The organism is Streptomyces sp. NPDC018026 (assembly GCF_044327745.1).
Taxonomy (GTDB): Bacteria; Actinomycetota; Actinomycetes; order Streptomycetales; family Streptomycetaceae; genus Streptomyces; species Streptomyces rubrogriseus.
The window spans coordinates 38412-56950 of record NZ_JBIRFY010000008.1; the positions used below are offsets into that span (position 1 = coordinate 38412).

At 72.4% G+C, this 18539-nt stretch carries 15 protein-coding genes; 9 read left to right on the top strand and 6 right to left on the bottom strand.

Features of this window, described 5'->3' with window-relative positions; genetic code table 11:
* The first annotated feature begins 50 nt into the window (after positions 1-50).
* Together ACH4D3_RS24320 and ACH4D3_RS24325 are read left to right on the top strand one after the other, a co-directional pair.
* Entirely contained in the window at positions 51-2312 is a 2262-nt protein-coding gene (locus ACH4D3_RS24320) for a heavy metal translocating P-type ATPase (protein WP_398325467.1), read from the top strand.
* 194 nt (positions 2313-2506) lie between these two features.
* The gene (locus ACH4D3_RS24325) at positions 2507-3184 is read left to right on the top strand and encodes a phosphatase PAP2 family protein (protein WP_398325470.1); all 678 of its coding nucleotides are present in this window, start codon (positions 2507-2509) and stop codon (positions 3182-3184) included.
* Here ACH4D3_RS24325 and ACH4D3_RS24330 read toward each other — a convergent pair.
* Together ACH4D3_RS24330 and ACH4D3_RS24335 are read right to left on the bottom strand one after the other, a co-directional pair.
* Positions 3157-3609, bottom strand: a complete 453-nt coding sequence (locus tag ACH4D3_RS24330) for a phospholipase (RefSeq protein WP_398325472.1) — start codon at positions 3607-3609, stop codon at positions 3157-3159. The genes ACH4D3_RS24325 and ACH4D3_RS24330 overlap by 28 nt on opposite strands.
* A 128-nt stretch (positions 3610-3737) precedes the next feature.
* Positions 3738-4853 carry a Gfo/Idh/MocA family protein gene (locus ACH4D3_RS24335; protein ID WP_398325475.1) on the bottom strand — a complete coding sequence of 372 codons (1116 nt, stop codon included), beginning with the start codon at positions 4851-4853 and terminating at the stop codon, positions 3738-3740.
* Positions 4854-5062: 209 nt separating this feature from the next.
* Between ACH4D3_RS24335 and ACH4D3_RS24340 the strand changes: the two genes are divergently transcribed.
* Both ACH4D3_RS24340 and ACH4D3_RS24345 read left to right on the top strand, forming a co-directional pair.
* Positions 5063-5665, top strand: coding sequence for a Dps family protein (locus tag ACH4D3_RS24340; protein WP_398325478.1), 603 nt, complete (start codon positions 5063-5065; stop codon positions 5663-5665).
* Between the two features lie 11 nt (positions 5666-5676).
* Entirely contained in the window at positions 5677-6750 is a 1074-nt protein-coding gene (locus ACH4D3_RS24345) for an ABC transporter permease (RefSeq protein ID WP_398325481.1), read from the top strand.
* A gap of 12 nt (positions 6751-6762) precedes the next feature.
* Here ACH4D3_RS24345 and ACH4D3_RS24350 read toward each other — a convergent pair whose 3' ends face one another.
* Positions 6763-6999 carry a helix-turn-helix domain-containing protein gene (locus tag ACH4D3_RS24350; RefSeq protein WP_398325484.1) on the bottom strand — a complete coding sequence of 79 codons (237 nt, stop codon included), beginning with the start codon at positions 6997-6999 and terminating at the stop codon, positions 6763-6765.
* Between the two features lie 130 nt (positions 7000-7129).
* On the opposite strand from ACH4D3_RS24350, the gene ACH4D3_RS24355 reads away from it, so the two are divergent.
* Complete coding sequence (locus ACH4D3_RS24355) at positions 7130-8332, top strand: cysteine desulfurase-like protein (protein WP_398325487.1); 1203 nt, start codon at positions 7130-7132, stop codon at positions 8330-8332.
* A gap of 107 nt (positions 8333-8439) precedes the next feature.
* On the opposite strand, the gene yicI is transcribed toward ACH4D3_RS24355, so the two are convergent.
* Positions 8440-10710 carry an alpha-xylosidase gene (yicI, locus tag ACH4D3_RS24360; protein WP_398325489.1) on the bottom strand — a complete coding sequence of 757 codons (2271 nt, stop codon included), beginning with the start codon at positions 10708-10710 and terminating at the stop codon, positions 8440-8442.
* Between the two features lie 284 nt (positions 10711-10994).
* Here yicI and ACH4D3_RS24365 point away from each other — a divergent pair, with 284 nt between their 5' ends.
* The 4 genes from ACH4D3_RS24365 to ACH4D3_RS24380 are packed head-to-tail and all read left to right on the top strand — an operon-like array spanning position 10995 to position 15528.
* Positions 10995-12281: an ABC transporter substrate-binding protein gene (locus ACH4D3_RS24365; protein ID WP_398325492.1), complete on the top strand. Its 1287-nt coding sequence runs from the start codon at positions 10995-10997 to the stop codon at positions 12279-12281.
* Between the two features lie 24 nt (positions 12282-12305).
* Positions 12306-13259: a carbohydrate ABC transporter permease gene (locus tag ACH4D3_RS24370; RefSeq protein ID WP_398325494.1), complete on the top strand. Its 954-nt coding sequence runs from the start codon at positions 12306-12308 to the stop codon at positions 13257-13259.
* Between the two features lie 5 nt (positions 13260-13264).
* Positions 13265-14092, top strand: a complete 828-nt coding sequence (locus ACH4D3_RS24375) for a carbohydrate ABC transporter permease (RefSeq protein ID WP_102931575.1) — start codon at positions 13265-13267, stop codon at positions 14090-14092.
* 56 nt (positions 14093-14148) lie between these two features.
* Positions 14149-15528: a GH1 family beta-glucosidase gene (locus ACH4D3_RS24380; RefSeq protein ID WP_398325496.1), complete on the top strand. Its 1380-nt coding sequence runs from the start codon at positions 14149-14151 to the stop codon at positions 15526-15528.
* Between the two features lie 46 nt (positions 15529-15574).
* Here ACH4D3_RS24380 and ACH4D3_RS24385 read toward each other — a convergent pair whose 3' ends face one another.
* Together ACH4D3_RS24385 and ACH4D3_RS24390 are read right to left on the bottom strand one after the other, a co-directional pair.
* Complete coding sequence (locus tag ACH4D3_RS24385) at positions 15575-16816, bottom strand: ROK family protein (RefSeq protein WP_398325499.1); 1242 nt, start codon at positions 16814-16816, stop codon at positions 15575-15577.
* A gap of 55 nt (positions 16817-16871) precedes the next feature.
* The gene (locus ACH4D3_RS24390) at positions 16872-18539 is read right to left on the bottom strand and encodes a ricin-type beta-trefoil lectin domain protein (protein WP_398325502.1); all 1668 of its coding nucleotides are present in this window, start codon (positions 18537-18539) and stop codon (positions 16872-16874) included.

An 18539-nucleotide genomic window follows, 5' to 3' on the forward strand; every position in this document is an offset into this window, starting at 1 on the left:
GGGACCCGCGACGCCGGGTCCCGGCCGACGACCCCGCATCAGGAGCAGCCATGACCACCAGTACGACCAGCGCACCAGCCGAGGTGGAACTCGCCATCGGCGGCATGACCTGTGCCTCGTGCGCCGCCCGGATCGAGAAGAAGCTGAACCGGATGGAGGGGGTCACCGCGACCGTCAACTACGCGACGGAGAAGGCGAAGGTCAGCTATGCCGGCGACGTGTCCGTCCCGGAGCTGATCGCCACCGTCGAGGCGACCGGCTACACGGCCCGCGAACCCGAACCGGTGCGCACCGACGCCGGGTCCGGGCCGGGGGACGCCGAGACCGTCGACGAACTGCGGCCGCTGCGGCAGCGGCTGGTGACGTCGGTGGTGCTGGCGGTCCCGGTGATCGCGATGGCGATGGTGCCGGCGCTGCAGTTCGAGTACTGGCAGTGGCTGTCGCTGACGCTGGCGGCGCCCGTGGTGACGTACGCGGCCTGGCCCTTCCACAAGGCGGCGTTCACCAACGCCCGGCACGGCGCGGCCACCATGGACACCCTGATCTCGGTCGGCACCTCGGCGGCGTTCCTGTGGTCGCTGTGGGCGCTGTTCCTCGGCACCGCGGGCACGCCCGGCATGACCCACCCCTTCGAGCTGACCATCGCCCGCGGCGACGGCTCCGGGAACATCTACCTGGAGGCCGCGGCGGGCGTGACCGCCTTCATCCTCGCCGGGCGCTACTTCGAGGCGCGGTCCAAGCGCAAGGCCGGTGCCGCGCTGAAGGCGCTGCTGGAGCTGGGCGCCAAGGACGTCACGGTCCTGCGGGGCGGCCGCGAGGAGCAGATCCCGGTGGGGGACCTGAAGGCCGGGGACCGGTTCCTGGTCCGTCCCGGCGAGAAGATCGCGACCGACGGCACGGTCGTCGAGGGCACCTCCGCGGTCGACGCCTCGATGCTCACCGGTGAGTCGGTGCCGGTCGAGGTCGGCGCGGGCGACCCGGTCACCGGGGCGACCGTGAACGCGGGCGGCCGGCTGGTGGTCGAGGCGACGCGGGTCGGCGCGGACACCCAGCTGGCGCGGATGGCCAGGCTGGTGGAGGACGCGCAGAACGGCAAGGCCGCGGCCCAGCGGCTCGCCGACCGCATCTCCGGCGTCTTCGTCCCCGTCGTGATCGCCCTCGCGCTGGCCACCCTCGGCTTCTGGCTCGGCAACGGCTCCGGACCGGCCGCCGCGTTCACCGCCGCCGTGGCCGTCCTGATCATCGCCTGCCCCTGCGCGCTGGGCCTCGCCACCCCGACCGCGCTGATGGTCGGCACCGGGCGCGGCGCCCAGCTCGGCATCCTCATCAAGGGCCCCGAGGTCCTGGAGTCCACCCGCAAGGTCGACACCATCGTCCTGGACAAGACCGGGACCGTCACCACCGGCCGCATGACGCTGCTGGCCGTGCACACCGCCGACGGCACCGACGAGGCGGACGTGCTGCGGCTGGCCGGAGCACTGGAGCACGCCTCGGAGCACCCGATCGCGCAGGCGGTGGCCGCGGGCGCCACCGAACGGGTCGGCGCCCTGCCCACCCCCGAGGACTTCGCCAACGTGCCCGGTCTCGGCGTGCAGGGCGTCGTCGAGGGCCATGCGGTCCTGGTCGGCCGCGAGAAGCTGCTCGCCGAGTGGGCCATGGAACTGCCCGCCGAGCTGGCGCGGGCCAAGGCCGATGCCGAGGCGGCGGGCCGCACCGCGATCACCGTCGCCTGGGACGGCGAGGCCCGGGCGGTCCTGGAGGTCGCCGACGCGGTCAAGGACACCAGCGGCGAGGCCGTCACCCGGCTGCGGGCGCTGGGCCTGACGCCGGTCCTCCTCACCGGGGACAACCGGGCCGTCGCCGAGGCGGTGGCCGCCGAGGTCGGCATCGCTCCCGAGCACGTGATCGCCGAGGTCATGCCCGAGGACAAGGTCGCCGTCGTCAAGCGCCTCCAGGGCGAGGGGCGTTCGGTGGCGATGGTCGGCGACGGGGTCAACGACGCCGCCGCGCTCGCCCAGGCCGACCTCGGCCTCGCCATGGGCACGGGCACCGACGCCGCCATCGAGGCGGGCGACCTCACCCTCGTCCGCGGCGACCTGCGCGCCGCCGCCGACGCCATCCGGCTGGCCCGCAGGACGCTCGGCACCATCAAGTCCAACCTGTTCTGGGCCTTCGCCTACAACGTCGCCGCCCTGCCGCTCGCCGCCGCCGGACTCCTCAACCCGATGATCGCCGGAGCCGCCATGGCCTTCTCCTCCGTCTTCGTCGTCGGCAACAGCCTGCGCCTGCGCGGTTTCAAGGCCGCGGACTGACCCGTCGCCGCCGCACCGGGCCGCCGGCCGACTCCACGAGGGCCGGCCGGCGGCCCCGTCTCCCTGCCCGCCGTCCCCCGGACCGGAACCGTCTTCCCCGCCCGCCGTCCCCCGGACGGGCCCCGCCCACGCGCCGCCGGGTCCGCGGGCGACCAGGATGGCCGGGATCCCGTCTCCCCGCGGAGCAGGAGCCCATGACCGAACCGACCGACACCAACTCCGACACCGACTCCGACGCCGACGGCGGCACCCGCGGCCCGCTCGGGCCGCCTCCCGGCCCGGGATCCGCGCGCAAGGCGGCCCTCACCGCCGTACTCGGGGATCTGCGGGCCGTGGACGGCGCGCTGTACGCGGCGGTGGCCGCCACGTCCACACCCACGCTCGACCGCGCGCTGCGGCGCCTGTCCCACGCCGCGGACCATTCGAAGGTCTCGCTGGGGATCGCCGCCGCGCTCGCGCTGAGCGGTGCGCGGGCGCGCCGGGCGGCCCTCGTCGGCGTCGGGGCGATCGCCGTGGCGTCGGCCTCGACGAACCTGCTGGGCAAGCGTCTGGTGCGCCGGGCGCGCCCGGACCGGGAGGCGGCGCGGGTGACGGTGGACCGGTACGTCCCCATGCCCGCGTCGGCGTCGTTCCCCTCGGGCCACACGGCCGCGGCGGTCGCGTTCGCCACGGCCGTGGGCGTCGTCCTGCCCGAGGCGGCCCTACCTCTGGGCGTGCTGGCGACCGCCGTCGGCTACTCCCGGGTCCACACCGGCGTGCACTATCCCGGTGACGTCGCCGCGGGCGCCGTCCTCGGCATCGCCGGCGCGGCGGCCGCGCTGGCGGCGGCGCCTGCCCGGGTTCGTCAGCCGAACACCTTCACGGCCTGGTAGTAGGTCCAGGCCGTGCTGTTGCAGGCGGTCTTGGTGACGCCGCCGTAACCGGCGCAGACGCGCTTGAGGTCCTCGTAGAAGGCGCTGTCGAGACGGGACTTGTTGGCGCTGAAGGTGCCCGCGTCCTTGTAGTTGCGGTAGCCGAAGTCGTGCCGTGCGCAGGAGGTGCTGAAGGGGAAGCCGAACGGGTTGTCCGGCGAGGAGGAGCAGTAGTCGGTGGTCCAGTCGAAACCGTAGGCGGACCAGGCGGACTTGTTCGCCCGTGCCGCGGTCCACGCGCTGTAGCTGGACGCGCTGGTCTGCGTCCAGCTCGCGAGGACCTGCGCCTTGTCGGCGGGAGCGGCGTCGGCGGCCGCGGCGGTGGCGACGACGGTGGTCACGGCCAGGGCCGCGGCGCCGAGTCCGGTGGCGAGTCTGCGGTGCATGCCCACACCTCCATGAGGACGCGGCCCGCCCCTCGGACCGCGGGTTCATGTCAAGATGATGCGCATCTCCACCACCCGTTCACACCTCCCGCGGCCCAACTCGCTGTGAACATCTCGATTTTGGGCCGCTACGCGCGCTCTCCGGGGGCCCAGTCGGGGTGGTCGCCGTGCATCGCGGAGTAGAAGGGGTCACCGGCGGCGATCTCGCCCGCGTACACCGGCCGTCCGGTGAACGCCGCCTTGTACAGGGCCGCGGCGAACTCCAGCGTGGCGCGCGCCTCCTGGCCGCTGCCGGGCGGTCGGGCCCCGGCGTCCCAGGCGTCCAGTACGGCGCCGAGCTGCGCGGTGTGGGAGCTGGGCACGTCGGCGCCCGGGGTGCGCCAGGCGGCGGCGCGGGCGGGCGCGACGTGCCGGGCCGGGGTGTAGGTCCAGTCGTCGTTGCGGTGTCCGTACAGGTGCGTCAACTCGACCGTCGCGTCGGCGCAGTCGACCCGTATCCGGCTCACCTCGTCCGGGGAGAGCACGCTGTTGACGACGGTGGCAAGGGTGCCGCTCTCGAACCGCACCAGGGCGGTGGAGACGTCCTCGCTCTCGGTGTCGTGCACCAGGCGCGAGGCCATGGCCCGTATCTCCGCCCAGGGGCCGAGCAGATGCAGCAGCAGGTCGTACTGGTGGATGCCGTGGCCCATGGTCGGGCCGCCACCCTCGGTGGACCAGCGGCCGCGCCAGGGCACCGCGTAGTAGGCGGCGTCGCGGTGCCAGGTCGTCTGGCAGTGCGCGACCAGCGGGGCGCCCAGCTCACCGCTCGCGATCAGTTCACGGGCGTGCGCCGCGCCGGAGCCGTACCGGTGCTGGAAGATCACCGACGCGTACGCCCCGGACGCCTCCTCGGCCGCCGCGATGTCGTCGTACTCGGCGAGGGAGAGGCACAGCGGTTTCTCGCACAGCACCCAGGCACCGGCCTTGAGCGCGGCCACCGTCTGCTCCCGGTGCAGCGACGGCGGCGTGCCGACCAGGACGAGGTCGGGGCGTACGGCGTCCAGCATGGCGCCCGTCGACGCGTACCCGGCGACGTCGCCGGGCGCCTGCGCGCGGAAGGCGTAGAGCCGCTCGGGGTCCACGTCGACGGCGGCGACCAGTTCGGTGCGGTCGGCGTGGGCGGCGAGGGCGGGCAGGTGGCCGCCGGTGACGATGGCACCGGTGCCGACCACCGCGACCCTGCGCCGGGCGGGACGTGGGGACATGCGGTCCTCCTCGGACGGCGGCGCGGTCGCACGCGCCCGTCGGCTAGAAAGCGCTTTCAGACTGGGCCGACCCTAAGCGGGGACGGATGGCCCGGACAACCCCCACCGTTTGCGGGCCGGGCGTAGGGCTGGTCGACTGGCGCGGGGGGACCGGGACCGGCGGTATCGCGTCGGCCCGCTCTTCAGTCCTCTCCGGAAGGAGTCCAGGCGTGAGTTCCCCGAAGCCGAATCCCTCGTCGTCCGTGGAGCACCGGTCGGACGGCAGCCAGCCCTGGCTGCACCAGAAGGGCCGGACCATTCAGGAGTTCGGCACCGTCAAGCAGTTCCCCGTGGCCCTGACCATGGACACCCGGCTCTACTCCTGCCAGCGGCTCAACAAGGTCCTGGCGGACACCCGGATCCTGCACGATCTGTACAAGAAGTACCACTGGCTGATGCGCGGGGCGACGTTCTACCAACTGCACCTGCTGCTGGACAAGCACGCGGGTGAGCAGCTGGAGCTGATCGACACCGTCGCCGAACGCGTCCAGACGCTCGGCGGCGTCGCGATCGGCGACCCCCGGCACGTCGCCGAGATCACCACCGTGCCGCGCCCGCCGGACGGGGTGGAGGAGGTGCCGTCGATGCTCTCGCGCCTGCTGGAGGCGCACGAGCTGATCCTGACCGAGTGTCACGACGCGGCGGCCCGCACCCAGGAGTACGGGGACGACGGCACCAACGACCTGCTGGTCTCCGAGGTCCTGCGGACCAACGAACTCCAGGCGTGGTTCGTGGCGGAACACCTCGTGGACACGCCGCTGGTCCACGCCTGACCCCGTCGGACATGGCGCACACGTCGCAGGACGCCGAGGGCGACGCGCCGGCGCGCGGGCGGTGGTCCGCGTTCCGGCAGTCGCCGTTCTGGCCGGCCACCGTGCTGGTGCTGATCCTCGCCGCCGCGGCGGGCTTCTTCGCGGGCTCGTACACCTACTCGATGGCGAACCCGACGCCGCGCCTGATCCCCACGGCCGTGGTCGGCTCCTACGAGAAGGCGGGCGGCCGGGCCTTCCTGCGCGGCCTGGAAGAGGCGCTGGACACCTCGGTGCGGGTGCATCCCTACGAGACCCGCGCCGCGGCCCACGAGGCGATCGAGCAGCAGGAGGTCTTCGCGGTCTTCGAGCTGCGCGACGACGGGCGGGAGGCCGCACTCGACGTGTCCGGCGCGTCCGGCGCCTCGGTCGCCGAGCTGCTCGCGCAGACGGCACCGGCGGTGGGGAAGAAGCTCGGCGTCCAGGTCACCGTCCGGGACGTCAACCCCCTCCAGCGGGGCGACCCGCGCGGGCTGGCCATCTTCTACATCTCCCTGGCCGCCGTGATCATCGGCTTCGTCGGGGCGATCCAGCTCAGTGTGCACGCGCGGGCGCTCACCCCGGTGGAGCGCATCCTGTTCACGGTGGCCTACGCGCTGCTCGGCGGGTTCGTCGTCGCGGCCACGGTGGACTGGCTGCTGGGCGCGGTGGACCTGCCGTTCGCCGAGTCGTGGCTGATCCTGGCGCTCACCATGTTCGTGTCCGGCATGGTCTTCACCATGTTCAACACCATGTTCGGCCGGTGGGCGATGCTGCCGACCTGGGGCCTGATGGTGATCATCGGCAACCCCTCCTCGGGCGGCGCGGTGTCCTGGCCGCTGCTGCCGTCGCCGCTGGGGGTGATCGGCCGATGGCTGCCGCCCGGGGCCTCGGTCAACGCCCAGCACACCGCGGTGTACTTCCAGGGCCACCAGCACGCGTTCCCGTTCCTGGTGCTGGGCGGGTGGGCGCTGCTGTCCTGCACGGTCTTCTGGGTGTGGCGGCACCGGCATCCCGGTGGACGTGACAAGGAGCCGCCGGAGGCCGAGCCGGAAGCCGCGGTGTCCTGACCTCCCCCGGTCTCAGGGGGAGGTCATGGCGCGGCAGGCCATCTGGAGGGCGAGCCGGTTGCTGGGGTCGTCCAGCGGGACGCCGAGCCGTCCGCGGACCTGACGCAGCCGGGCGGCGACGGTGTTCCGGTGCAGGCCGAGGGCGCGGACGGTGGCGGCGGCGGGTCGGTGCGGTGCTCGCCCCGCGGACCAGGCCGAGGCGGGCGGTGCGTTCGTCCCTGTCGTCGACCCCACGGGGGCTGCGATCATGTGGCTGGAGTCGCAGGTGCGGCTCGGGGTGCGGCCCAGCCGTACCACCTACCTGTCGCCCCGGCCGAAGGACCGCATCGCCTGACGACCATCCCCCGTCCGCCTGGCCCCACGACCCTGGAGTTGCACCATGGCCCTCGACGTCGCCGCGATCCGCGCGCACGTGCCCGCCCTGAAGTCCGGTACCGCACGGTTCGACGCGCCGGGCGGTACGCAGACCCCGCAGCCGGTGATCGACGCCATCGCGACGGCGCTGACCGCCCCGCTCGCCAACCGGGGGCGCAACACCGAGGGCGAGCGCAACGCGGACCGGATCGTCGACGAGGCACGGTCCGCGCTCGCCGACCTCCTGGGCACCACGCCTGGGACGGTCGTCTTCGGGCGCAGCGCCACCCAGCTCGCCTACGACCTGTCGCGGACGCTGGCCAAGGGCTGGGGACCGGGTGACGAGGTGGTGGTCACCCGGCTCGACCACGACTCGAACATCCGACCCTGGGTGCAGGCGGCCGAGGCGGCCGGGGCAGACGTGCGGTGGGCGGACTTCGACCCGGCCACCGGCGAGCTGCGTCCCGAGCACCTCGCGGCGGTGCTGGGCCCGCGCACCAAACTGGTCGCGGTGACCGCCGCGTCGAACCTGATCGGGACCATGCCGGACCTGCCGGCGCTGGCGCCCCTCGTCCACGCGAACGGGGCGCACTTCCACCTCGACGCGGTGCACTACGCCTCGCACGCCGTGGTGGACCTGGCGGCGACGGGCGCGGACACGCTGGTGTGCTCGCCGTACAAGTTCCTCGGCCCGCACCTGGGCGTGCTGACCGGCCGGGCCGAGCTGCTGGAGTCGCTGCGCCCGGACAAGCTGCTGCCGTCCGCCGACACCGTGCCCGAGCGGTTCGAACTGGGCACCCTGCCCTACGAGTTGCTGGCCGGGGCGAGCGCGGCGGTGGACTTCCTGGCGGGGCTCGACCCGGCGGCCGGGGGCTCTCGGCGGGACCGGCTGGTCGCCTCGTTCGCGGCGCTGGAGGCGCACGAGGACGCGCTGCGCGAGCGGCTCGAACGGGGGCTCGCGGAGCTCGGCGGGATCACCGTGTACTCGCGGGCCGCGCGGCGCACCCCGACCCTGCTGTTCACCGTGGCGGGCCTGCGCCCGGCCGACGTCTACCGGCAGCTCGCGGAGCGGGCGGTCGACGCGCCGGCCGGTTCCTTCTACGCCGTGGAGGCCGCGCGCCGGCTGGGCCTCGGCGACGAGGGCGGCGTACGCGTGGGCCTCGCACCGTACACCAGCGCGGAGGACGTGGACCGGCTGCTGACGGCGCTCGGCGCCCTGGAGCGCTGAGACACACCCCGGCGCCCCCGCGGAACACCCCGCAGGATGCCCCGCAGAGCGAAGCGGCACGCGCCCCCGCGTGCCGCTTCGCCGTATGGTCCACCCGCTCGCCGGGGTCAGGTCAGCGGCACGGTGACCTCGCCGGTGCCTTCCGCGCTCGCGCCGCCCGCGACCCGGACGGTGAAGGGGCGGTCGGTGCCGCTCGCGGTGACCCGCAGGACGTCCCCGTCGCGTCGCACGCGGAAGGTGGCGGCCGGTGTGCCCAGCAGGTCGGGCACGGTGACCTCGGCCGCGTAGTCGGCGTCGGCGGTGGGGTGGACCAGCAGGGTCGGGGCGTCCAGCCAGTCGCCGTCGGGGCGCTGGTCGTCGGAGCCCAGCGGCAGGACGGCGCCCTCCCGGACGTACAGCGGCAGGCTGTCGTAGCCGTGCCGTTCGGTGCGCCAGGCCGGGCCGGTGACGCGCTCGCCGGTCAGCAGGTGGGTCCAGGTGCCCTCGGGGAGGTAGACCTCGACCTCGCCGTCCTCGGTGAAGACCGGGGCGACCAGGACGTCGGAGCCGAGCATGTACTGGCGGTCCAGCGGACGGCACGCCGGGTCGTGCGGGTACTCCAGGACCATCGGCCGCATCATGGGCACGCCGGTGCGGTGGGCCTGGGCGGCGACGCCGTACAGGTAGGGCATCAGGCGGTGCTTGAGGAGGGTGAAGCGGCGGGCGACGTCGACGGCCTCCTCGCCGAACTCCCACGGCACCCGGTACGACGAGGAGCCGTGCAGCCGGCTGTGCGAGGAGAGCAGGCCGAAGGCCAGCCAGCGCTTGAAGACCGCCGGGTCGGGCGTGCCCTCGAAGCCGCCGATGTCGTGGCTCCAGAAGCCGAAGCCGCTCAGCGACAGGGACAGGCCGCCCCGCAAGGACTCGGCCATCGCCTCGAAGGACGACCAGCAGTCGCCACCCCAGTGGACGGGGTACTGCTGGCCGCCCGCGGTCGCCGAGCGGGCGAAGAGGACGGCCTCGCCCTGGCCGCGCTCCTTTTCGAGGAGTTCGAAGACGGTGCGGTTGAACAGGTGCGTGTAGTAGTTGTGCATGCGCTCCGGGTCGGAGCCGTCGTGCCAGACCACGTCGGTGGGGATGCGCTCGCCGAAGTCGGTCTTGAAGCAGTCCACGCCCTGGTCGAGCAGCGGCTTGAGCTTGCCGGCGTACCAGTCGCGGGCGGCGGGGCTGGTGAAGTCGACCAGGCCCATGCCGGCCTGCCACAGGTCCCACTGCCAGATGTCGCCGTCCGGCCTGCGCACCAGGTGCCCGAGGGCGGCGGCCTCGTCGAAGAGCGGGGACTTCTGGGCGATGTAGGGGTTGATCCAGGCGCTGACCCTGAGCCCCTTGGCCTTGAGCCGGGCGAGCATGCCGTCCGGGTCCGGGAAGACGTCCGGGTCCCATTCGAAGTCGCACCACTGGTACTCGCGCATCCAGAAGCAGTCGAAGTGGAAGACGGAGAGCGGGATGCCGCGCTCGGCCATGCCGTCCACGAACGAGGTCACCGTCTGCTCGTCGTAGGAGGTGGTGAAGGAGGTGGTGAGCCACAGGCCGAAGGACCAGGCCGGCGGGAGGGCGGGGCGGCCGGTGAGGGCGGTGTAGCGGGTGAGGACGTCCTTGGGGGTGGGCCCGGCGACGACGTAGTACTCCAGCGTCTGGTCCTCGACGCTGAACTGGACCTGGCCGACGGATTCGGAGCCGACCTCGAAGGAGACCGCGCCGGGGTGGTTGACGAAGACGCCGTAGCCGCGCGAGGAGAGGTAGAACGGGATGTTCTTGTAGGCCTGCTCGCTGCTGGTGCCGCCGTCGGCCTGCCACATGTCGACGACCTGGCCGTTCTTGACGAACGGGGTGAAGCGCTCGCCGAGGCCGTAGATCTGCTCGCCGACGCCGAGGGCGAGGCGGCTGAGCATGTGGTGGGCGCCGTCGCCGGTGGTGGCGAAGGCGGTGCCCTTGGCGTTGGCGCGGGTCAGCTCGCGTCCGTCCGCGTCGTGGAAGGTGAGGCCGAAGGGGCCCTCGCGGTCCAGGCGGAGGGTGAGCGGGCCGCTGGTCAGCTCGGTGACGGTGCCCTCCTGGCGCACCTCGCCGGCGCCGTCCGCCGCCTCGGTGAGCGCGAAGTCGGGGCCCGGCCGACGCTTGCCGGCGTGGTGGGTGACGCGGACGCCGATGACGCCCTCGGCGGGTGAGAAGCACTCGACCGTGAGGAGCGGCGCGTTGAGCGTGTCCCCCCTCCGCGTCACCTTCTTCACGGCGGCATGGGCGGTGAAGCGCTTCGATTGGGGGCGTACATCTCGTACCTCGGTGGCGTACGAGAGATGCACGCCCTCGCGGATGAGCCAGAAGCCGTCGGTGAACTTCATGATCTTCCTTGGGTGGGGCGGGAGCTGTCGGGGTGGGAGCACGGAGGCCGTCTCACAGCGTTTTGATCGTACACAAAACAAAATCCGACGCCGAGGTGTTCAGATCGGCTTCAGCGCGCTGAACTGGCATTATTACGCAAGAGAACGACCTCCTCACCCCGCGGAACGGAGAGAGCGAGGCCACTTTGCTCTAGCGCGGAAGCGGGTTCGTGACGTATTAGTCATCACATCAAACAAAACAGTCCGGCGAGGAAGCCGGACGGTACGACAGCAAGGGCCGCACCATGTCGAAGCGCTTCACCTCGCTCGCCTTGACAGCACACCCCCCGGCTGCCACGCGCCGCGGGCGAGGACGCACACGCCGAGTCGTCGCCCCGTTCACCGCGGTGTCCGTGCTGGTCGCCGGGGCCGCACTGGCCGGCTGCGGACAGCAGCGCGACGCCGACACGTACACCGTGATGAACTCCTCGACCGACGAGTCGTACCACCGCTGGGACGCGGAGGCGATGGCCCGCTGCGGCAAGGAGCTGGGCGTCACCATCGAGCAGCAGAGCGTCCCGGCGTCGCAGGTGATGACGAAGGCGCTGCGCATGGCCTCGTCCAAGTCGCTGCCCGACATCGTGCAGTTCGACGCGTCCGAGATGCCGACCTTCGCCGACGCGGGCGGCCTGGTCGACCTCCGTACCCTCGGGCTGAGCACCGACGACATCCCCGACGGGATCGTGGACTTCGGCTCGTACAAGGGCACGTACTACGGCGCGGCCCGCTCCGTGAACACCCTCGCGCTCTTCTACAACAAGGACGTCCTCGACCGGGCGGGCCTCAAGGTGCCCACCACCTGGGCCGAGCTGCGGGAGACGGCGAAGAAGCTCACCCGGGGCAAGCAGTACGGCCTGGCGCTCAGCGCGGGCGGCGCGGAGGACGGCGTCTTCCAGTTCACACCGTTCATGTGGTCCAACGGCGGCGACGAGACCGACCTGGACGGCCCGAAGGTGGTCGAGGCCCTGGACTACTGGAAGGGCCTGCTGAAGGACCGTTCGCTGTCGAAGTCGACGGTCAACTGGACCCAGGCCGACGTCAACGACCAGTTCATGGCCGGGAACGCGGCGATGATGATCAACGGCCCGTGGCAGGTGGAGACCCTCAACGGCGACAAGTCGCTGCACTGGGGCATCGCGCCGATCCCGGTGCCCGAGGCCGGGGACGACTCGGTCGGCCCGCTCGGCGGCGCCGTCCTCACCGTGCCCAACACCGGTGACGAGGCCCGGGAGAAGACGGCCGGCAAGATCGTCGCGTGTCTGGCGAGCGAGAAGGAGCAGCTGACCTACGCGCTCAACAGCTGGATGGTCCCGGCCAACGCCAAGGCCGCCGCGGCCTGGCGCGAGAAGGTGCCCGAGCTGGACTCCCTCGCCGACCAGGTGGCCGTCGCCCGGTCCCGGACGGCGAAGCTCGGCGCGGGCTGGTCGAGTGTGTCGCTCGCGCTGCAGAGCGCCTTCCAGTCCGCCCTGACCGGCCAGTCCAGTGAGACCGCCCTGAAGCGCGCCCAGCAGCGGGCCACGAGCGGGAACTGAGGTACGACCCCCATGAGCACTCCCATGCCCACTTCCGCCGTCGGCGCGCAGACGCCCGCCAAGGCGTCCGAGCCGGCCTCCGCTCCCGACCCCCGCCGGATCGCGCGCCGTCGCAGGCTCGCGCAGTGGGGGTTCGTCGCCCCCGCCGTCGTCTTCATGCTGCTGTTCTTCGGCTACCCGCTCGTGCGCAACGTCGTGATGAGCTTCCAGGACTACACGCCGAAGACGTTCTTCACCGGTGAGGCGCCCTTCAACGGTGCCGACAACTGGTCCAACGTGTTCCAGGACGCCCTGTTCGGCAAGGCGCTGTGGCACACGCTCGTCTTCACGGCGGGCTCCCTGCTCGGCCAGTTCTGCATCGGCCTGGCGCTCGCGGTCTTCTTCAGCCGCCGCTTCCCCCTCAACGGGGTGCTGCGCTCGCTGATCCTGCTGCCCTGGCTGGTGCCCATGGTGGTGTCCGGCATCGTCTGGCGGCGCATCCTCGACCAGGACACCGGCGTGCTCAACTCGTTCCTGGACACGCTCGGGATCGGCGGCCACACGCCCTGGCTGACCAGCCCGGAGATGGCCCTGCTGTCCGTGATCCTGGTCAACATCTGGATCGGCATCCCGTTCAACATGGTCATCCTGTACGGCGGTCTCCAGGAGATCCCGAAGGAGCTGCACGAGGCGGCCGCGCTGGACGGCGCGTCGGCCTGGCGGACCTTCCGTTCGGTGACCCTGCCGATGCTCAAGCCCGTCGTGACGGTCGTCCTCGTGCTGGGCTTCATGTCGACGGTGAAGATCCTCGACCTGATCCTCGCCCTGACCGACGGCGGTCCGGCCGACGCGACCCAGACGCTCGGCACCCTGACCTACCAGAACTCCTTCGTCCAGCTGGACTTCGGCGCGGGCGCCGTGGTCGGCAACGTACTCATCCTGATCTCCGCCGTGTTCGCGGTGTTCTACCTGCGGGCCAACCGCACCGAGGGGAAGTGACGTCCATGGCCTCCCACACGCCCACCGCCTCCCGGCGCCGCTGGGGCTCCACCGTCGCCGGCGTACTCATCCTGTGCGTGATGCTGTTCCCGCTGTACTGGATGCTCAACACCGCGCTCCAGCCCGACTCGGGGCTGCTCCAGGTCGACCCGGTGCCGGGCAGCCTGGACTTCTCCGGCTTCTCCAAGGCGATCAGCGACCAGGGCGGGCACCTGCTGACGTCGCTGGCGGTGTCGCTCGGCGCGGTCGCCATCTGCCTGGCGATCTCGGCGCCCGCCGCGTACGGTCTCGCGCGGTTCGGGCTGCGCGGCTCGCGCACCATCGTGTTCGGCACCCTGATCACCCAGATGGTGCCGGGCATCGTCATCGCCAACGCGCTCTACAACTCCTACGTCGACCTCGGGCTGGTCAACTCCTACTTCGGCCTGATGCTGGCGGACGCCTCACTGGGCATCCCGTTCTCCATCGTGCTGATGCGCTCCTTCATGGTGTCGATCCCCGGCGAGGTGATCGAGGCCGCGCAGATCGACGGCGCCGGTCCGGTGCGCACCTTCGTGCGGGTGGTGCTGCCGATGAGCCGCAACTCGCTGATCACGTCGGGGCTGTTCGCGTTCCTGTTCTCGTGGAGCGACTTCATGTTCGCGCTCACCCTGAACACGACCGACGACGTCAAGCCCATCACCCTGGGCATCTACCAGTACATCGGCGCGCACGTCGGCGACTGGGGCTCGGTGATGGCCGCGTCGGTGCTGTCCGCGGTGCCCGCGGCGATCCTCCTCGTCCTCGCCCAGAAGTACATCGCCGCCGGGATCACCGGCGGTTCCGTCAAGTGAACCCCGCACACCCCTGAACCCGCACGCCCCGCAAGCACGGAGATGAGCAGCACAGCATGAGTGACTATCCCGGTTTCCCGCCCGGCTTCGTCTTCGGCGCCGCGACCGCCTCGTACCAGATCGAGGGCGCGGCGACCGAGGACGGCCGCGGACCGTCGATCTGGGACACCTACAGCCACGCTCCCGGCCTGGTGGTGAACGGCGACACCGGTGACGTGGCCTGCGACCACTACCACCGCTACCCCGAGGACGTGGCCCTGCTGCGCGACCTCGGTGTGGACTCCTACCGCTTCTCGATCGCCTGGCCGCGCATCGTGCCGGACGGCTCGGGCTCGGTGAACCCCAAGGGGCTCGACTTCTACTCCCGCCTGGTCGACGAACTGCTCGCGGCGGGCATCGAGCCGGCCGCCACCCTGTACCACTGGGACCTGCCGCAGGCCCTGGAGGACCGGGGCGGCTGGCGGGTGCGCCAGACGGCGGAGCGGTTCGCCGAGTACACGGCGGTGGTCGCGGAGCACCTGGGCGACCGGGTGCCGCGCTGGATCACCCTCAACGAGCCGTGGTGCAGCTCCTTCCTCGGCTACTCCATCGGCCGGCACGCGCCCGGTGCCCAGGAGGGCCGGGGCGCGCTGGCCGCCGCCCACCACCTGCTGGTCGGCCACGGGCTGGCGGTGAAGGCGCTGCGCGCCGCCGGGGTGCGCGAGGTCGGCATCACGCTCAATCTGGACCGCAACCTGCCGGCCACCGACTCCCCTGCCGACCTGGCGGCGGTGGTCCGCGCGGACACCCAACACAACCTGGTGTGGACCGAGCCGATCCTCGCGGGCCGTTACCCGGCCACCGAGGAGGAGACCTGGGGCGAGCTGATCACCGGCGAGGACTTCCGGCGGGACGGCGACCTGGAGGTGATCTCCCAGCCCCTGGACTTCCTCGGCATCAACTACTACCGGCCGATCGTGGTCGCCGACGCCCCGCACCGCGAGAGCGACCCGGCCCGCCGGGTGGCGACGGACAACCGGTACGAGGAGGTGCGGCACCCCGGAGTGCGGCACACGGCGATGGACTGGCCGGTCGTGCCGGACAGCTTCACCGACCTGCTGGTCGCCCTGCAGAAGCAGTACGGCGACGCGCTCCCGCCCGTCCACATCACCGAGAACGGCTCGGCGGAGGACGACGCGGCCGCCGCCGACGGCACGGTGCACGACACCGACCGGGTCGGCTACCTGCGCGACCACCTCACCGCGCTGCGGGCGGCGATCGACGCGGGCGTGGACGTACGCGGGTACTACGTGTGGTCGCTGCTGGACAACTTCGAGTGGGCCTACGGCTACGACAAGCGCTTCGGCATCGTGCGGGTCGACTACGACACGCAGGAGCGCACGCCCAAGGACAGCTACCGCTGGTACCGGGAGATGATCGCCGCCAACCGCGGGTGAGCGCGGCGGGCCGATGCGGAGGGCTGCCGGGCGGCCGCCCTCCGGGTCAGCCCGCGTCCCGTTCCGCGTACGCCGCCGGGTCGGCCAGTACCTCGCGGACGATCGCGCCGGCCGCGCCCCGGGCCGCGTCGCCGAGCGGGGACGCGGCCCGCAGCCGTTTGCCGTCCTCGCTCCACAGCCCGGAGACCACACGCCGGGCCAGTTCGCGGTCGACGGCCGGGGCGAGCCAGTCCATCAGCTCGCGGTAGACGCCGCCGAGCATCACCGCCTCGGGGTCGAAGAGGTTCACCGCGCCCGAGAGCACCACGCCCAGTTGCCGTCCGGCGCGTTCGATCGCCGAGAGCGCGGACGGGTCGCCCCGCCGGGCCCGGCGTTCGAGTTCGGCGACGCCCCGCGCGCCCGCGGCCGCGTCGATGCCGGCGGCGGTGAGCAGCGCGGCCTGTCCGGCGTACTGCTCCAGGCAGCCGTGGGCGCCGCAGCGGCACTGCGGGCCGTCGGGGTCGACGACCATGTGCCCGATCTCCCCGGCGAAGCCGTGCGCGCCGCGCAGCAGCTCGCCGCCGAGCACCAGGGCACCGCCGACGCCGATCTCGCCGGTCAGGTAGAGGAAGCTGCGCACGCCCCCGGTACCGGCGCCGAACCACAGCTCGGCGAGGGCGGCGGCGTTGGCCTCGTTGTCGGAGCTGACCGGCAGCGGCCGGTGGGCGGGGCGCAGGGCGAGGAGCGCCTGGGCGAACAGCCCCTCCACGGCGACCCGCTGCCAGCCCAGGTTGGGTGCCTGGCGTACGGTGCCGCCGGTCACCAGGCCGGGCAGCGCGACATGGACGCCGGCCGGTGCGAGGTCCTGTTCCGCCGCCGAGCCGACGGCGCGCGCCGCCAGCCGGGCCGCGCGCGCCAGGACCTCGGAGGGCTCGACCCCCCGGTTGTCGACGTGCTCGACGAGCCGCACCCGGTCGGTGCCGGCGAGGTCGACGACGCACACCGCGATGTAGTCGATGTTGATCTCGACGCCGAGGCCCGCCGGGCCCGAGCGGGAGACCTTCAGTACGGTGCCGGGCCGTCCCGCCTGGCCGCTGCTGGTCTTGCCCCACTCGGAGACGACGCCGTACTCCAGCAACTGCTCGACCAGGGACGACACCGCCGCGCGTGTCAGTCCGACATGCGTGGCGACACCGGCCCTGGTCGCCTCCCCCGCGTCGTGCACGGCCCTCAGGACCAGGCTGAGGTTGTGCCGTCTGACCGTGGCCTTGTCGGCCTTCGGCTCCAGGGGGATGAGGTTGTTCATCATGGTGCTGTCGAGCGTATGCGACACCCGGGGCGCGGGGCCCCGGGTGCTCCGGCGGCTAGACCGGCAGGTTCCACTTCTGGGTGCCGAGGCCGTTGCAGTCGTAGATCTGCAGCTTGGTGCCGTTGGCGGTGCCGCCGGAGGGGATGTCCAGGCAGCGGCCGGACTGCGGGTTGAACAGCGAGCCGTCGGCCCGGTGCCGCCACTGCTGGCCGCCGACGCCCGGGGCGCAGTCCCACACCTGGACCTTGGTGAAGTTGGCCGTGCCGTTGCCGTCGATGTCCAGGCACTTGCCGAACGCGCGCACCGTGCCGTCGGGGGCGACGGACCAGCGCTGGCCGGTGGCGCTGCTGCAGTCCCACAGCTGGGCGGCGTTGCCGTTGCCGCTGGTGTTGGTGTCGACGTCCAGGCACTTGCCCGCGACCCACGGCGTGGTGACCTGGCCGACCGGTCCGCCGAGGCCGCCGGTGCCGAACCGGATCTGGCACTGGTTGCCGGTGCCGAGCCAGGTGGCGGTCAGGTAGAGGAAGGAGGTGCCGTCGGCACGCGGCACGATCGGTGAGCTGTAGCCGGGGCAGGAGGGCTCACCGGGGTTGTAGCCGCCGGTGGGGTCGGTCAGGACCGGGGCCTCGATCTCGGTCCACTCCCCCGCACCGAGATGGGTGTTGGCGAAGACCACGGTGCCGGACTCCGACAGCACCGTCTTGTTCCCGGTGGGGCCGCTCACCACACGCTGGCCGGACATCAGCAGCGTGCCGTCGGGACCGCCGCCCGGCACCCAGGCGAGGTAGGGGGTGTGCAGCAGTTCCCTGCCGTCGGCGGTGCGCACCAGGGTGCCCGGGTCGTCGGCGGGCGCCCAGTTCAGGCCGTCGGGGCTGGTCTTGGTGTACACCTCGCAGGCGTGGTCGGCGTCGGTGGCGTCCCGGCACATCTCGTAGGCCATCATGAACCGCCCGTCGGGCAGCGGGACGACGATCGACATGCCGGGGCGGGCGAGGTTGTCGGCGGGGAAGGCGACGTCCTGGGTGAGGGTGCCGCTCCAGGTGCGGCCGCCGTCGGTGGAGGTGTAGTGGCCGATGACCTGGTTGTTGGTGGGGCTGTTCGCGGGCCGTTCGTCGGAGATGAAGCAGGCCAGCGTGTTGTCGGGGGCGAGCAGGAACCAGGGTTCCCAGATGCCGTGCCCGATGGTGTCGGGCAGGCCGCTGGTGCGGGTGCAGTCGGAGAGGTACTGCCAGCTGTTGCCGTGGTCGGTGCTCCTGAACACCTCGACGCGCTGGGTGGTGTAGTCACCGGCCTGCCAGGCGGTGCCGGCGGCGAGCAGGTCGCCCTGGTTCAGGCCGTTCGCGGTGCGCGGCACCTCGTAGAGGACGGGTGCCTCGATGTCCCAGCCCGGGGTGTGCGAGGTGATGGTGGAGATCGGGGCGGCGCTCCAGGTGCGGCCGCCGTCGGTGCTGCGGTGGACGGGCAGCGTGTTGGTGGCGCCCTGTTCCCGCCGGGCGTAGGTGGCGAGCATGGTCTGCCCGGCCGAGCCGTCGTGGTCGAGGCGGACGGCGCGCGGGTAGCTGTCGTCGCCCTGCGGGTGGGCCGCGAGGTCGGGCGACGCCAGGACCTGTCCGGCGGGCGCGGCCGACGCGGGCTGCGACCACAGGGACAGCAGGGCCGTGATCAGGGCGAGGACACCGAGCAGGGCCGGTGATCGTCCGAGGGTGAGTGACGGGTTGCGCAC

Bases quoted from the DNA above. Each gene is read 5' to 3' on its own strand.
- ACH4D3_RS24325 (WP_398325470.1), top strand. From the start codon at position 2,507: ATGACCGAACCGACCGACACCAACTCCGACACCGACTCCGACGCCGAC.
- ACH4D3_RS24365 (WP_398325492.1), top strand. From the start codon at position 10,995: ATGTCGAAGCGCTTCACCTCGCTCGCCTTGACAGCACACCCCCCGGCT.
- ACH4D3_RS24385 (WP_398325499.1), bottom strand. From the start codon at position 16,816: ATGATGAACAACCTCATCCCCCTGGAGCCGAAGGCCGACAAGGCCACG.
- yicI (WP_398325489.1), bottom strand. From the start codon at position 10,710: ATGAAGTTCACCGACGGCTTCTGGCTCATCCGCGAGGGCGTGCATCTC.
- ACH4D3_RS24375 (WP_102931575.1), top strand. From the start codon at position 13,265: ATGGCCTCCCACACGCCCACCGCCTCCCGGCGCCGCTGGGGCTCCACC.
- ACH4D3_RS24345 (WP_398325481.1), top strand. From the start codon at position 5,677: ATGGCGCACACGTCGCAGGACGCCGAGGGCGACGCGCCGGCGCGCGGG.
- ACH4D3_RS24380 (WP_398325496.1), top strand. From the start codon at position 14,149: ATGAGTGACTATCCCGGTTTCCCGCCCGGCTTCGTCTTCGGCGCCGCG.
- ACH4D3_RS24355 (WP_398325487.1), top strand. From the start codon at position 7,130: ATGGCCCTCGACGTCGCCGCGATCCGCGCGCACGTGCCCGCCCTGAAG.
- ACH4D3_RS24335 (WP_398325475.1), bottom strand. From the start codon at position 4,853: ATGTCCCCACGTCCCGCCCGGCGCAGGGTCGCGGTGGTCGGCACCGGT.
- ACH4D3_RS24330 (WP_398325472.1), bottom strand. From the start codon at position 3,609: ATGCACCGCAGACTCGCCACCGGACTCGGCGCCGCGGCCCTGGCCGTG.
- ACH4D3_RS24320 (WP_398325467.1), top strand. From the start codon at position 51: ATGACCACCAGTACGACCAGCGCACCAGCCGAGGTGGAACTCGCCATC.
- ACH4D3_RS24370 (WP_398325494.1), top strand. From the start codon at position 12,306: ATGCCCACTTCCGCCGTCGGCGCGCAGACGCCCGCCAAGGCGTCCGAG.
- ACH4D3_RS24350 (WP_398325484.1), bottom strand. From the start codon at position 6,999: ATGATCGCAGCCCCCGTGGGGTCGACGACAGGGACGAACGCACCGCCC.